4 protein-coding genes and 2 pseudogenes are annotated in these 15,456 nt (G+C 66.0%); 5 read left to right on the top strand and 1 reads right to left on the bottom strand.

Annotation, left to right across the window (positions count from 1 at the left end):
- The first annotated feature begins 87 nt into the window (after positions 1-87).
- Positions 88-993: a biotin--[acetyl-CoA-carboxylase] ligase gene (locus BLLJ_RS08955; protein WP_013582939.1), complete on the top strand. Its 906-nt coding sequence runs from the start codon at positions 88-90 to the stop codon at positions 991-993.
- A 31-nt stretch (positions 994-1,024) separates the two neighbouring features.
- Here the strand turns inward: BLLJ_RS08955 and BLLJ_RS08950 are convergent, their stop codons facing one another.
- Positions 1,025-1,624: a biotin transporter BioY gene (locus tag BLLJ_RS08950; protein ID WP_007052980.1), complete on the bottom strand. Its 600-nt coding sequence runs from the start codon at positions 1,622-1,624 to the stop codon at positions 1,025-1,027.
- A gap of 512 nt (positions 1,625-2,136) precedes the next feature.
- Between BLLJ_RS08950 and BLLJ_RS08945 the strand changes: the two genes are divergently transcribed.
- The 4 genes and pseudogenes from BLLJ_RS08945 to BLLJ_RS11630 all read left to right on the top strand — a co-directional run.
- Positions 2,137-4,101 carry an ATP-binding protein gene (locus tag BLLJ_RS08945; protein WP_007053766.1) on the top strand — a complete coding sequence of 655 codons (1,965 nt, stop codon included), beginning with the start codon at positions 2,137-2,139 and terminating at the stop codon, positions 4,099-4,101.
- Complete coding sequence (locus tag BLLJ_RS08940; RefSeq protein ID WP_007052982.1) at positions 4,094-5,716, top strand: acyl-CoA carboxylase subunit beta; 1,623 nt, start codon at positions 4,094-4,096, stop codon at positions 5,714-5,716. The genes BLLJ_RS08945 and BLLJ_RS08940 overlap by 8 nt, the downstream gene beginning before the upstream one ends.
- A 38-nt stretch (positions 5,717-5,754) precedes the next feature.
- Positions 5,755-8,808, top strand: a pseudogene (locus BLLJ_RS11635) (fatty acid synthase subunit beta domain-containing protein); the annotation flags it as partial.
- Between the two features lie 612 nt (positions 8,809-9,420).
- Positions 9,421-15,273 (top strand): annotated as a pseudogene (locus tag BLLJ_RS11630) (acyltransferase domain-containing protein); the annotation flags it as partial.
- Between the last annotated feature and the right edge of the window lie 183 nt (positions 15,274-15,456).

Genomic DNA, 15,456 nt, shown 5'->3' with positions numbered 1-15,456 from the left:
CTATGTGGGTGAAAATAGTTGATTTTGCGCGCTTTTCCATGGAATAACGCGGGCATATCGCGCCAAAATCGAGGTAACGTAGTGCCCATGATGATTGCGTTGAAAGCTGCAACGCCGCAGCTACCCAGAACTACAGCCGTCGCAGATCATGTGGTCGCCGTGGACGAAACCGATTCGACCAACGCGCTGGCCGTACAGATGATTGGCGACGGGTCGTTGACGTTGCCCGACCACCAGGATGGCGAACTGGCGGTGGCCGTGGTGGCCGCCGACCGGCAGACCGCCGGCCGTGGGCGCAATGGTCACAAGTGGGTCAGTCAGCCCGGCCGTTGCTCGACGATGTCCTATGCCGTGCGCATTCCGCGCGCGATCGCCACCGACGAATCCGTCAATGGCTGGCTGCAGATGATCGCCGGACTGGTCACGCTGGACGCCCTGAACGGCATGATCGAGGAATACGGTGCCGCGCCGAACCAGCCGGACTGCTCGCTGGAACTCAAATGGCCGAACGACGTGTTCTGCCACGGGCTCAAGCTGGGCGGGCTGCTCTCGGAACTGGTGATTCCGCCGTCGTCCGGTACCGGTACTGATGCTGATGTCGATGACGACGTCGTCATCGTGTTCGGCGTCGGCCTGAACCTGGCCTTGGGCGCCTGTCGGCTGCCCACGCCGCAATCGACCTCGCTGCAGCTGCATGTCTCCGGGCTGCCGTCGTTCGGCGAGATGCGCGATGCGGTGGCCGAACGTCAGGTCGAGGGCTTCCGCGAGCGGTTGGTGAAGTTCATCGCCGACCCGAAGGGCCAGGCCGAGTCGTTGCGCGAGGAGGTGAAGGCGGTGTGCTGGGCGCGCGGCCGTCAGGTCGAGGCGCACTTCACGGACGGCACCACGCTGACCGGCGAAGCCATCGGCCTCAACGAAGACGCCTCACTGATCCTGAGAACACAAGACGGCACGGACCATACGGTCCGCACCGCCGATGTGGGAGTGCTGTAATAGCCGGCCAGTAGCTAGCTAGTAGCTCAGGTCAGCGACCGAGCTTGGACAGGCCGGCGGCGGCCAGAGAGGCCACCACGGCCTTGATGGCGTCGCCAACCACGAAGCCCATGGAGGCCAGGGCCACGGCGGCGAGCGGCGCACCGGTCAGCGCGGACTGGATGACGAAGCCGAAGGCGTACACCACCACGACGCCGCCGACCAGCGCGGCCAGCAGGTAGCGGCCCGCGGTGCGCGCGGCGGCCGCGAAGGACGAAGTGTCGGACTTGCCGCGCAGCAGGGCGATGACCACCACACCCGGCAGGAAGCCGAAGAGGAAGCCGGCGCTCGGGCCGACCAGGGCCAGCGTGGAGGTGCCGCCGGCAAACACCGGCAGGCCGACCGCACCGGCCGCCAGATAGGTGGCGACGGCGGCGCCGGCCTGACGCCACGGCAGCATAAGACCGGCGAGCATCACCACGAACGTTTGCAGCGTGATCGGCACCGGCGTGCCCGGAATCGGAATCTCGCCGGCGGCCGCGGACAGCCACATCAGCACGGCGAACAGCACCGGCTTCCAGGATGCGGCGACGATACGACGGGCGAGCGATGTGGTGGCCGCAGCGGATGCGGTGGTGTGTGAAGTCTGCATATCAATGACCCCTATGTTGCGTGATATCGCCGTGAACGGCGGGCGGTATGCGATGGATGAGGGGAGGTTCCGGCGGGTCGTGCGGTATCCCCGACAGTCCGAACCGTCCATATGGTGGACGGTCCCAAATGAATCCGACCCTGTGCGGGCGAATCGTGCGGCGATGGACCGATGCCGGTCCGGTCACCTTCCGTTCGCCCGCAGATGAGCCTTCCCCCGAACTTACGGTTGCCATCGTAGAGGTGTTCGATTTCGTGCGGTTTCGTACCAATTTACAAAATTGTCGATTTCGATTTGTCATAAGTTGACGAACACAACCGTAACGTCAACTTCTTGAGCCGGCGCGCAAGGATGTGCAATCGGCGGATTTGCAACGTTTTTGATAGCAGGCGCCAACGGTTACGTTGCCGGAACCTACGCGCGCGTTTGTTCGTAGCCTACAAAAGGGCGTGAAAGCTTTTGTGTGAACGCAGCTTGCCCTCTCCTCTATATAGAGAGCACAATTTGACACTATGGCTTCTATCGTCAAAAAACTGCTGATTGCGAACCGAGGCGAGATTGCGCTTCGCGTGGTGCGCACGGCCAAGGAGATGGGTATCTCCACCGTGGCCGTCTACTCCGAACAGGACCGCAATAGCCGCTATGTGGACATGGCCGACGAGGCATACCTGCTCTCCGGCGACACCTACAAGGACACGTACCTCAACGAGGATCTGCTGATTGACATCCTGCACAAGACCGGTGCGAATGCCGTGCACCCCGGCTACGGATTCCTTTCCGAAGTGCCGAGCTTCGCGCAGAAGGTCGAGGATGCCGGTGCCATCTGGGTGGGCCCGCACCACACCGCGCTGGTGGATTTGGGCGACAAGATTACCGCCCGCCGCGTGGCCCTACGCGCCAAAGTGCCGCCAGTGCCCGGCCTGTCCGAACCGGTGACCGACGTGCGCACGCTGCTCGACTTCGCACACACCCACGGCTACCCGATCATGATGAAGCGCACTGATGGCGGTGGCGGCCACGGCATCACCGTGGTGCATGACGACGAGGAGCTGCGCCGCTTCTACATGAACCACGACGCGCTGCAAGGCGGCGATCTGAAGGAATACTTCATCGAGAAGTTCGTGGACAAGGCACGCCACGTCGAGACCCAGTCCGGGCGCGACTCGCACGGCAACTTCACCGTGTACTCCACCCGTGACTGCTCGCTGCAGCGCCGCAACCAGAAACTCGTGGAAGAGGCACCCGCGCCCTTCCTGTCCGAGGAAATCATCAGCACGCTCGAGGAATACTCCCGCCGCCTGTTCACCACGGTCGGCTACGTGGGCCTGGGCACCTGCGAATTCATGGTGACCCCGAACGGCAAGGTGTACTTCCTGGAAGTCAACCCGCGCTTGCAGGTGGAGCACACCGTCTCCGAAGAGGTCAGCGGCCTCGACCTGGTGCGCGAACAGCTCAATATCGCCGCCGGTGGCGAGCTCACCCGCGCCCCCGAACTGCGCGGCCACAGCTTCGAACTGCGCATCACCAGCGAAGACCCGGCCACCAACCTGACCCCCGGCTCCGGCACCTTGGAGAAGATCCAGTGGCCGGCCGGCCCCGGCGTGCGCATCGATACCGGTGTGGAACAGGGCGACACCATCTCCCCGAAGTTCGATTCGATGATGGGCAAGGTCATCGTCACCGCCCAGAACCGTCTCGACGCCGTGGCCCGTGTGCGCCGCGTGCTCGATGAGCTTGTGATCGAAGGCGTGCCCACGCCGATTCCGCTGTTCAAGGAAATCTTCCGCAACGACGACTTCACCGCCGAGCATGGCCACCCGTTCGCTGTGTCCACCAAGTGGCTGGAGCGCACGTACCTGAACCGCACACCGGCTTCCGCCGCCTCCGGCCAGCCGGCCTCCTTGGCCGCCGCCCCGGGTGCCGCTGCCCCGGCCGCGCCCGACAAGTCCAAGTCGGAGACGTTCGTCATCGAGATGAACAACCGCCGCGTCAAGCTCACCGTGCCACTCGACATCGTGGAGAACATCACCGGCTCGGCCCGCGCCCGCGGTGCCAAGCGACCCACCCAGCCGTTGCGCGGTGCGGGACTGCACAACGTGGCCTCCAGTGCCGCTGCGGCCAACGACGGCGCCAAATCCGGCGTCATCGCCTCCCCGATGCAGGCCGTGGTCACGCGCATCAACGTGTCCGAAGGCCAGCAAGTGGCCAAGGGCGACCTTCTGGTGGTGCTCGAATCCATGAAGATGGAGAACTACGTGTACGCGCCAGCCGCCGGCGAAGTGAAGAAGATTTTCGTTGGCCCGGCCGACGGCGTGGAGGCCGGCGACACGCTGGTCACGCTGGACGTGAACGCCGGCAAGGCCAAGGCTGCTGCGGCTGCGCCGGGATCTCTCCCTCAGGCGGCTGCGTCGACAGCTCCCTCGTCAGAAGGAGCCGATAAGGCCACCGACGCCAAGAAGGAGGGTGGCAATGACTGACATCATGGATTCGCAGGCCGTGAAGGCCGCGGCTGCGGCCTCGGCCGCCAACGCCGCACAGCCTTCGGCCCACCAGCCGCTGCGCACCGCTGTGGTCAAGGCCGCCGAACTGGCCCGCGCCGCCGAAGAGCGCGCCCGCGACAAGCAGCACGCCAAAGGCAAGAAAACCGCGCGCGAACGCCTCGACCTGCTCTTCGACACCGGCACGTTCGAGGAGATCGGCCGCTTCCAGGGCGGCAATATCGCCGGCGGCAACGCCGGTGCGGCCGTCATCACCGGCTTCGGCCAGGTCTACGGCCGCAAAGTGGCCGTCTACGCCCAGGACTTCTCCGTCAAGGGCGGCACCCTCGGCACCGCCGAAGGCGAGAAGATCTGCCGACTGATGGACATGGCCATCGACCTCAAAGTGCCGATCGTGGCCATCGTGGACTCCGGCGGCGCCCGCATCCAGGAGGGCGTGGCCGCCCTGACCCAGTACGGTCGCATCTTCCGCAAGACTTGCGAGGCCAGCGGCTTCGTGCCCCAACTGAGCCTGATTCTCGGCCCCTGCGCCGGCGGTGCCGTCTACTGCCCGGCCCTGACGGACCTCATCATCATGACCCGTGAGAACTCGAACATGTTCGTCACCGGACCGGACGTGGTCAAGGCCTCGACCGGCGAGACCATCTCCATGGCCGACCTCGGCGGCGGCGAAGTGCACAACCGGGTGTCCGGCGTGGCCCACTACCTCGGCGAGGACGAATCCGACGCCATCGACTATGCGCGCACCGTGCTCGCCTACCTGCCGTCCAACAGCGAAAGCAAGCCGCCGGTCTACGCCTACGCCGTCACCCGCGCCGAACGCGAGACCGCCAAGCGACTTGCCACCATCGTGCCCACCAACGAACGTCAGCCCTACGACATGCTCGAAGTGATTCGTTGCATCGTCGATTACGGCGAATTCGTGCAGGTGCAGGAACTGTTCGGCGCCTCCGCGCTCGTCGGCTTCGCCTGCATCGACGGCAAGCCGGTCGGCATCGTGGCGAACCAGCCGAACGTGCTCGCCGGCATCCTGGACGTCGACTCGTCCGAGAAAGTCGCCCGATTCGTACGCCTGTGCGACGCGTTCAACCTGCCCGTGGTCACCCTCGTGGATGTGCCCGGCTACAAGCCCGGCTCCGACCAGGAACACGCCGGCATCATCCGCCGCGGCGCCAAGGTGATCTACGCCTACGCCAACGCACAGGTACCGATGGTGACCGTGGTGTTGCGCAAGGCGTTCGGCGGCGCGTACATCGTGATGGGATCCAAGGCCATCGGCGCGGACCTGAACTTCGCGTGGCCCTCCTCCCAGATCGCGGTGCTCGGCGCGGCCGGCGCGGTGAACATCATCCACCGCCACGACCTGGCCAAGGCCAAGGCCTCCGGACAGGACGTCGATGCGCTGCGGGCCAAGTACATCAAGGAGTACGAGACCAGCACCGTCAACGCGAACCTGTCACTGGAAATCGGGCAGATCGACGGCATGATCGACCCCGAACAGACCCGTGAGGTGATTGTCGAATCGCTGGCCACGCTCGCCACCAAGCGGCGCGTCAAGCGCACCACCAAACACCACGGCAACCAGCCCCTCTGATTTTTGAAGACGTCAACCAAACACAAGTAAGGAAAGCAATGACCACCTTCTTCCTCAATCGCCTAGCCACCGAGCCCCATGCGCTCGCCTTCGCCGGCCAGTCCACCCCGTGGCCGGTAGCCCTGGCAGACCAGACCACCGATCCCAGCCTTGACGAGGCCCTGCGCGGCCACATCGCCGCATCCAACCGACTGCTCACCCCGGTCGCCGCCGACCTGCTGACCACCACCGGCCGTCCGGTCGACCTGTTCGGCTTCACTCCGAACCCGGCCCGCCTCGGCGCCGCAGCCGACGCCACCGCGTCCGTGGAAGGCGTGGCACTGACCCAGCTCGGCGCCCTGCTCGACCTCGAACACCTCGGCTACAGCGTGGCCCAGGCCAAGCCGCTCGCCGTGCTCGGCCACTCCCAGGGCGTGCTCGCCGTGCACATGGCCCGCGCCATCGAGGCCGCCGGCTCCATCGAGGCCGCCGGCAAGACCCTTGACGAGATTCTGGCCGTCGCCGCCCTGATCGGTGCAGCCGGCACTCGCCGCGTGCGCGAACTGGGCCTGAACCCCAAGTATGGCGAAGCCAGTCCGATGCTCTCCGTCAAGGGCGCCACCCGCGAACAGGTTGAGGCTCTGGTGGCCCGCGTCAACAACGCTCGCGGCCCGATCTCCATCGCCGTCACCAACTCCGACAACCACCACGTGCTTTCCGGCTACCCGGAGGACCTGTCTGCCTTCGCCCTCGAAGCCGAGCGCGAACACCAGCATCAGGCCAAGCTGCGCGAGCAGAAGCTCCACGGCGGCACCGTGTTCAACCCGACCCTCGAATACCTTGAGGTCACCCTGCCCTTCCACTCGCCGCTCATGGCCGACGCCGTCGAGCAGACCGTGGCCTGGGCCGGCGCCTGCGGCTTCGACCAGAAGCGCACCCGTGCGCTTGCCGAGGAAGTGCTTCTGAACCATGTGGACTGGAACGCCCGCGTCAAGGCGCTGTTCGACGCCGCCGACCCGTCCAAGCTGTGGATCGTGGACCTCGGCCCCGGCAACACGCTCGGCAAGCTGATCGGCAATGTGGTGCAAGGCACCGGCATCGGCGTGGTCGAAGCCACCACGCTGGCCGAGCGCTCCACGCTCTCCACGCTGGAAAGCGAGCCTGAGCGCACCCAGAACTGGAAGGCATTCGCCCCGCGCGTCATCAACACCCCGGCCGGCGCCAAGCTGGTCACCAAGTTCTCCAAGCTCACCGGCAAGCCGCCGGTACTGTTGCCCGGCATGACCCCCACCACCGTGGAACCGGAAATCGTGGCCGCCGCGGCCAACGCCGGCTACTGGGCCGAGCTCGCCGGCGGCGGCCAGGTGACCGCCGAAGTGTTCGACCGCCACATCGCCACCCTCGAAGACGAGCTGGAGGAAGGCCGCACGGTCGAATTCAACGCGATGTTCATGGACCGTTACCTGTGGAACCTGCAGTTCGGCTCCTCCCGCATCGTGCCCAAGAAGCGCGCATCCGGCGCGCCGATCGACGGCGTGGTCGTCTCCGCCGGCATCCCCGAGCTGGACGAAGCCGTGGCCCTGATCAAGTCGCTGCAGGCGGACGGCCTGCCGTACGTGAGCTTCAAGCCCGGCACCGTGGACCAGATTCGTCAGGTCGTGCGCATCGCCAAGGCCGTGGCCCCCACCACCATCATGGTTCAGGTCGAGGGCGGTGAAGCCGGCGGCCACCACAGCTGGGAAGCGCTGGATGACCTGCTTGCCGCCACCTACGCCGAAGTGCGCGCCTGTGACAACCTCGTGCTGGTCGCCGGCGGCGGCATCGGCACTCCCGAACGCGCGGCCGACTACATTTCCGGCCAGTGGGCCCACGCCTACGGCCTGCCCGACATGCCGGTCGACGGCGTGCTTATCGGTACCGCCGCGATGACCGCCAAGGAGGCTCACACCAGCCCCGAAGTCAAGCAGCTGCTCGTCAAGACGCCCGGTATTCCGGCCGACGCCAAGTCCGACGACGTGTTCGCCCCGCAGGCCGCCCACTGGGTGCCGTCCGGCAAGTCCGTCGGTGGCATGTCCTCCGGCCTGAGCCACCTGCACGCCGACATTTACGAGCTCGAGAACGACTCCGCCGAATGCGGCCGTCTGCTCGTGCGCGTCATGAAGCACCCCGAAGAGCTCGACTCCCGCCGCAAGGAAATCATCGAAGCCCTGAACAAGACCGCCAAGCCTTACTTCGGCGACCTGGCCTCCATGACCTACCTTGAGTGGGCGCAGCGCTTCGCCGAACTCGCCTTCCCGTGGGTCGACCCGACTTACGCCGACCGCTTCCAGCACCTGCTGCAGCGCATCGAAGCCCGTGTGAACGACACGGACTCCGGCGAATTCACCTCCAAGTTGTTCGCCGCTGATGGCGTTTCTGCTGAAGAGGCAGCTGCCGCTGGCCTGCTGACCCACGACGACATTCTCGCCGACCCGGCCCCCGCGCTCGAAAAGCTCGCACTGGCCTACCCGCAGACCGCCGAACTCAAGGTGGTCCCGACCGACGTGGCTTGGTTCCCGGTGCTCGTGCGCGAATACCCCAAGCCCATGCCGTTCGTGCCCGTCATCGACAACGACCTGCTGCGTTGGTGGGGGCAGGACCAGCTCTGGCAGTCCGAAGACCAGCGCTACTCCGCCGATTCCGTGCGTGCCATCCCCGGCCCGATCTCCGTTGCCGGCATCACCACCATCGACGAGCCGATCGCCGACATCCTCGGCCGCTTCGAAACCGCCGCCATCAAGCGCGTGCAGGACGAACAGCAGGCCGCCGATGCCGCTGAGAACGACGATTTCGCCGCACTTGGCGAGGCCACCAGCGCCGAAGACTTCATCCGCAAGTCCCCGAACATCTCCTGGGTCGGCCACATCACCGACAACCCGGCCTACGGCACCGCCCTGGGCGACCAGTACTACGAGATCCGCGCGTTTGACGCCGCGGCCGGCAAGTACGATCTGGACATCCACCTCGACACCTACTGGGACAACGACCCGGACGGCGGCACCTCCAAGCACGCCGTGCGCGATATCGTCATCCCGCTCATCGTGGAAGGCGCCGAGCCCGGCCGTGTGCCGGTCGTGGACCGCGAACGCCTGATTCCGGACGTCTACGCGATGCTCGCCGCCACCGCAGGCATCGGCAACACCGCCATCACCGGCGACAAGCTCACCGAGATGCCGCAGCTTGACGGCAAGACCTCTGACGAGCGTCCGTTTGCTACCGCCACCGCCGCCTACACCCTCTCCGCCAACCTCGGCTTCGACCACGAAGCGGCCACCGGCGCCGCTCTGCCGACGACCCTGCAGCCCAGCCGCATCGCTCCCGATGCGCTGGTCGGCCCGGCCTGGCCGGCGATTTACACGGCGCTCGGCTCCGTGTACGTCAAGGGCTACCCGGTGATTGAAGGCCTGCTCAACGCCGTTCACCTCGACCACCTCATCGAACTTGAGGTGAACGAGGAGGACCTGCTTAAGCACACCGGTGAAACCATCACCCTGAAGTCTTGGGCTGAGGATTACTTCGAGTCCGCCTCCGGCCGCGTGGTCACCATCCACGTGACCCACACCGCTGCCGACGGCACGCTGCTTGCCCGCGAAACCGAGCGTTTCGCGATTCGCGGCCGCGTCTACTCCGATGCTTTGCCGGCAGACGCCCCCGAGTTCGGCGACGCCGAGCACGAGGAGATCGCGCCCACGCCGCGCCGTCTGCTGCGCCGCGTGAAGGTCGTCGCCCCACACGACATGACCGCCTTCGCCCGCACTTCCGGCGACTTCAACCCGATCCACACCTCCACTCGTGGCGCTCGCATCTCCGGTTTGGCCGCTCCGCTTGTGCACGGCATGTGGCTGTCCGCCACCGCCCAGCACGCCGTGCAGGCGCTGGACGAGAAGGGTGCCCACTACGAGATTGCCGGCTGGACCTACAACATGTACGGCATGGTTCAGCTTGACGACACCGTCGAAATCTCCGTCGAGCGCGTCGGCAAGGTGCGCCACGGCGGCATGACCCTCGAAGTCACCTGCCGTATCGACGGCCAGCTCGTCTCCCGCGGCACCGCACTGGTCCGCGCGCCGCGCGCCGCCTTCGTCTACCCCGGCCAGGGCATCCAGAAGCAGGGCATGGTTCTGGACGAGCGTGCCAAGTCCGCCGCCGCCCGCGACGTGTGGGAGCGCGCCGACAAGCTCACCCGCTCCAAGCTCGGCTTCTCGATCCTGGGCCTCGTGCGCGATAACCCGAAGGAGCTCACCGCCAACGGCGTGACCTATCGCCACCCCGAAGGCCTGCTCAACCTGACGCAGTTCACGCAGGTGGCGCTCGCCACCGTGGCCTTCGCCCAGACCGCTCGTCTGCGCGAAGCCGGCGCCGACATCTGGCCCGCCTACTTCGCCGGCCACTCGCTCGGCGAATACAACGCGCTGTCCGCGTTCGCCGACGTGATTCCGCTGGAAACCGTGCTGGAGCTCGTGTTCCACCGTGGTTCCACCATGCACCACCTCATCGAGCGTGACGCACAGGGTCGCTCCAACTACCGCATGGGTGCCCTGCGCCCGAACCAGTTCGGTGTGGACGACGCGCACGTCAAGGAATACGTGGAATCCGTGGCCAAGGCGTCCGGCGAATTCCTGGAGATCGTGAACTACAACCTCGCCGGCCAGCAGTACGCCATCGCCGGTACGATCGCCGGACTCAAGGCTCTGAAGGCCGATTCCGCCCGCCGCGTGGCCGCATTCGGTGGCAAGCCCGCGTTCATGCTGGTGCCCGGCATCGATGTGCCGTTCCACTCCACACTGCTGCGCAAGGGCGTGCCGGAATTCCGCGACAAGCTCGACGCGCTGCTTCCCGCTTACATCGACTACCGTGGCCGTCTGGTGGACCGCTACATCCCGAACCTGGTGGCCACCCCGTTCGAGATGACCAAGGAATTCGCCGCCAAGATCCTCGAAGTCGTGCCGTCCGAGCGTATCAAGGCCGTGCTCGACGACCCGGCCGTGTGGGATTCCTACGCCGATGACGACCAGAAGCTCGGCCGTCTGCTCTTGACCGAACTGCTCTCCTGGCAGTTCGCCTCCCCGGTGCGTTGGATTGAAACCCAGGCGCTGCTCTTCGGTCAGCGCGAACAGGGCGGCCTCGGCGTGGAGGAATACGTCGAAGTCGGCCTCGGCAACGCCCCGACCCTGGCCAACCTCGGTGCCAAGACCCTGCGTCTACCCGAGTTCGCCGGCAACGATACGGTCGTCTACAACGTCGGCCGCGATGAAGGCCGCGTCTACATGACCGACACCGATTCGCTGGTTCCCGACGATGAGCCGGAAGAGGCTGCGGCCTCGGCCCCGGTCGAAACCGCTCCTGCCGGTGGTTCCGCCGTCGCCAAGCTCGGTTCCGGTGCCGCTCCGGCAAATGCCGTGACTGAGGCTGCTCAGACAACGGATGGCTCCGTCGCCGGACAGTCCACTGGACTGTCCGACTCCTCGCGCGGCCTGCAATCAGGGCAGGCCGCGGCCGGCGCACCGTCCGGTGCCGCCGTCGCCGACCTGCCCTTCAAGGCTTCCGATGCCATCGGCGTGCTCATGGCCTACTCCGCCAAGGTGCGCATCGACCAGATCGGCAGCAACGACACCACTGACACCCTGACCAACGGTGTCTCTTCTCGCCGCAACCAGCTGCTCATGGACATCAGCTCCGAGCTGGGAGTCGCCAGCGTGGACGGTGCTGCTGAAGCGACGCTCGACAAGCTCGCCCAAATCGTCAACAAGGCCGCCCCGAACTACAAGCCGTTCGGTGCCGTGCTCTCCGAGGCGCTGCGCGACCGCCTGCGCTCGCTGTTCGGTGCCGCCGGCGTCAAGCAGCAGTACATCCGCGACCGCGTGACCAACGTATGGCAGCTCGGTGAAGGTTGGGTGGCCAGCGTGCTCGCCGCACTGCTGCTCGACACTCGCGAGGGTGCCAGCTCCCGTGGCGGCGACCTGGCCAAGCTGCCCACCGCCGCCGTGCAGAACAAGCCGGAAGCCGACAAGCTGATTGATGCGGCCGTTGAGGTCGTCGCCCAGCTCAAGGGTGTTGCCGTGGCCCTGCCGTCCGCCGGTGGTGCCGCTGGTGGCGCTGTGGTCGATTCCGCCGCGCTCGACGCCTTCGCCGAGAAGGTCACCGGTTCCAACGGCGTGCTCGCCGCCACCGCCCGCTTCGTGCTGAACGAGCTCGGCGTGGCCGCTCCGGCTCCGGAAGAATCCGAGGACGAGAACGCCGCCGTCGTGGCCGCGGTTGAAGCCGAACTTGGCTCCGACTGGCCTAAGCAGGTCGCTCCGCGCTTCGACGCCAACAAGGCCATCCTCTTCGATGATCGGTGGGCCTCCGCCCGTGAAGACCTCGCCCGCGCCTACTACGACAACGATCCCGCCGCCTTGAACGGCAGCTTCATCGGCCTTGGCAAGACCATCGCCGCCGAAGCCCAGTGGTTCGCCAACGAGTCGGAGAGCGAAGAACTCAAGGCCGCCTTCCAGAAGGCCGGCTCCGAGGCCCTCGAACAGGTTGCGTCCAACAAGAACGCCTCCCGTTACGCGAATGATATCGCCATCGTCACCGGCGTGAGCCCGAACTCGATTGCCGCTCAGGTGGTCGAAGGCCTGCTCGCAGGCGGTGCCACTGTGGTGGCCACCTCGCACAGCTTCAAGCCGTCCATTAAGGCTTGGGCTAAGCAGGCCTACCGCGAGCACGCTACCGGCAACGCCAAGCTGTGGCTGGTTCCGGCCAACCTCTCCAGCTACCGCGACGTCGACGCACTGGTCGACTGGGTGGGCCACGAGCAGAAGAAGACCTCCGGTGCTACCACCACGATTCTGAAGCCCGCGTGGGAGCCGACTCTGTTCTTCCCGTTCGCCGCTCCGCCGGTCCATGGCACGCTCGCCGACTCCGGCGACCTGTTCGAATCGCAGGCCCGACTGATGCTGTGGGGCGTGGAACGCGCCATCGCCGGCTTCAGCCACATCGGTGCCGACACCAACGTGCAGCACAAGCTCCACGTGGTGCTGCCCGGTTCCCCGAACCGCGGCGTATTCGGCGGCGACGGTGCCTACGGCGAAGTCAAGAGCGCCTTTGACGCCATCGTCAACCGTGCCCGCGCTGAAAAGGTGTGGTCGAGCCGCGTCACCTTCGCTCACCCGAAGATCGGCTGGGTGCGTGGCACCGGCCTGATGGTCGGTAACGACCCGCTGGTCGCCGTCGTTGAGCGTCACGGCATCCGCACCTACTCCACCGCACAGATTGCGGCCAAGCTGCTCGACCTGTGCACTGCCGAATCGCGCGAGCAGGCCCTCAAGGCCCCGCTCGATGTGGACCTGACCGGTGGCCTCGGCTCCGAGCCCATCGACATCAAGGCCCTGCGTGCGGAGGCCATGGCCGACGCCGAGAAGGAAGCTGCTGCGGCCTCGTCTCAGGAAACGGATGGCTCCGTCGCCGGAAAGTCCACTGGACTGTCCGACTCCTCGCGTGGGCAGCAAATCAAGGCGCTGCCCACACCGATCGTCACCAAGCAGGCTCCGGTCGACTTGAACGATTGGACCAACGTCACTGCCAAGCCGGAAGACGAAATCGTCATCGTTTCCGTCGGTGAGCTGGGCCCGTGGGGCTCCGGTCGTACGCGCGCCCAGGCCGAGCTCGGCATCCACTCGGACGGCACCGTCGACCTCAGCGCCGGCGCAGTGCTCGAACTCGCGTGGAACATGGGCCTGCTGACTTGGGCCGACAGCCCGAAGCCCGGCTGGTACGACACCGACGGCAACCTCGTGCCCGAAGAGGACATCGCCGAGCGCTACCACGACGAGGTCGTGGCCCGCTCCGGCATCCGCCCGTTCGAGGAAGGCATGGGCAACGACTACAAGGACGGTGCTGACGAAGAGGAAGCCGAGGTCTTCCTCGACCACGACGTCACCTTCTCTGTGCCCACCCGCGAAGTCGCCGCCGAATACGTCAAGTTGGACGAGGCTCACACCACCATCGCCCCGGATGAGGAATCCGGCGAATGGAACGTGACCCGCCACGCCGGCTCGATGATCCGCGTGCCGCGCCGCGCCACCATGACCCGCACAGTCGGCGGCCAGTTCCCGAAGGGCTTCGACCCGACCCGATGGGGCATTCCCGCCTCGATGGTCGGCGACGTCGACAAGATCGCCCTGTGGAACATCGTCACCACTGTGGACGCCTACCTGGGCGCCGGCTTCACCCCGGCCGAAATCCTCGAGTCCATCCACCCCTCGCTGGTGGCTTCGACCCAGGGCACCGGCTTCGGTGGCATGATGTCGATGCGCAAGCTGTACCTCGACCGCTTCCTCAACCACGAGATCCCGACCGACATCCTGCAGGAAGCCCTGCCGAACGTGGTCGCGGCTCACGTGATGCAGTCCTACATCGGCGGCTACGGCAACATGATTCAGCCGGTCTCCGCCTGCGCCACCGCAGCCGTCTCCCTTGAAGAGGGCGTCGACAAGATCGCCCTCGGCAAGGCCGACTTCGTGGTCACCGGTGCGATCGACGACATCGGCGTGGAATCCGTGATCGGTTTCGGCAACATGAACGCCACCGCCAACTCGGAGGAAATGTATGGCAAGGGTATCGACGCGCGCTTCTTCAGCCGCGCGAACGATCGTCGCCGTGGCGGCTTCCTGGAATCCCAGGGCGGCGGCACGATCCTCGTGACCCGCGGTGACATCGCCGAAAAGCTCGGCCTGCCGGTTGCGGCCGTGGTCGGCTTCATCCACTCCTACGCGGATGGCGCTCACACCTCGATCCCGGCTCCGGGCCTCGGTGCCCTGGCTGCCGGCCTCGGCGGCAAGGACTCCAAGCTCGTGCACGACCTGGCTAAGCTCGGCGTCTCAGCCGACGACATCGCCGTGGTCTCCAAGCACGACACGTCCACCAACGCCAACGACCCGAACGAATCCGAGCTGCACAACACGCTGGCCCACGCCATCGGCCGCACCGACGGCAACCCGCTGTTCGTGATCTCGCAGAAGACGCTTACCGGCCACGCCAAGGGTGGTGCCTGCATCTTCCAGGTCAACGGTCTGACGCAGCTGTTCAAGTCCGGCGTGATTCCGGCGAACGCGGCGCTCGACTGCGTGGATCCGAAGCTCCAGCGCGACGACCACATGGTCTGGGTTAGGAAGCCCCTGCGCATCGGCGGTGGTGAGGACGAGTTCGGTCGCGAGACCGCTGGTCGCCCGGTCAAGGCCGGTCTGGCCACCTCGCTCGGCTTCGGACATGTTTCCGGCTTCGTGGCTCTGGTCCATCCGGGTGCCTTCGAGGCGGCCGTGGCCAAGGCCGATGGTGAGGCCGCACTGGAAGCTTGGCGTGAGCGTGCCAACGCCCGCCTGGCTGCCGGCCAGCGTCACCTTGAGGAAGGCATGATGGGTCGCGCCGCGCTCTACGAGCCGATCGACAACCGTCGCTTCCGCGAGGATCACCGTGGCTACGACCACCACGAGGTCGAAAAGGCGATGCTCCTCAACCCGGACGCCCGCCTCGGTGCCGACGGCTACTACGAGGCCTGATATTCTCTGGCTCCCCCCGGTCGGTGAATGCCGGCTGAGGGGAGTGTCTCGCGATTAGGGTCGGGAAGAACGTCATTTACGGTGTTCTTCCCGACCCTATTGTTTTTTGACGCTATTGCTGTTTTCGTGGATGTCGGTTCGTCGTCTCTTACTCCCGCAACGGTTCAACAACGAACCACCACC

Origin of the sequence: Bifidobacterium longum subsp. longum JCM 1217, from assembly GCF_000196555.1 — a bacterium.
GTDB lineage: Bacteria > Actinomycetota > Actinomycetes > Actinomycetales > Bifidobacteriaceae > Bifidobacterium > Bifidobacterium longum.
This window is presented reverse-complemented; position numbering and strand designations above follow the sequence as displayed.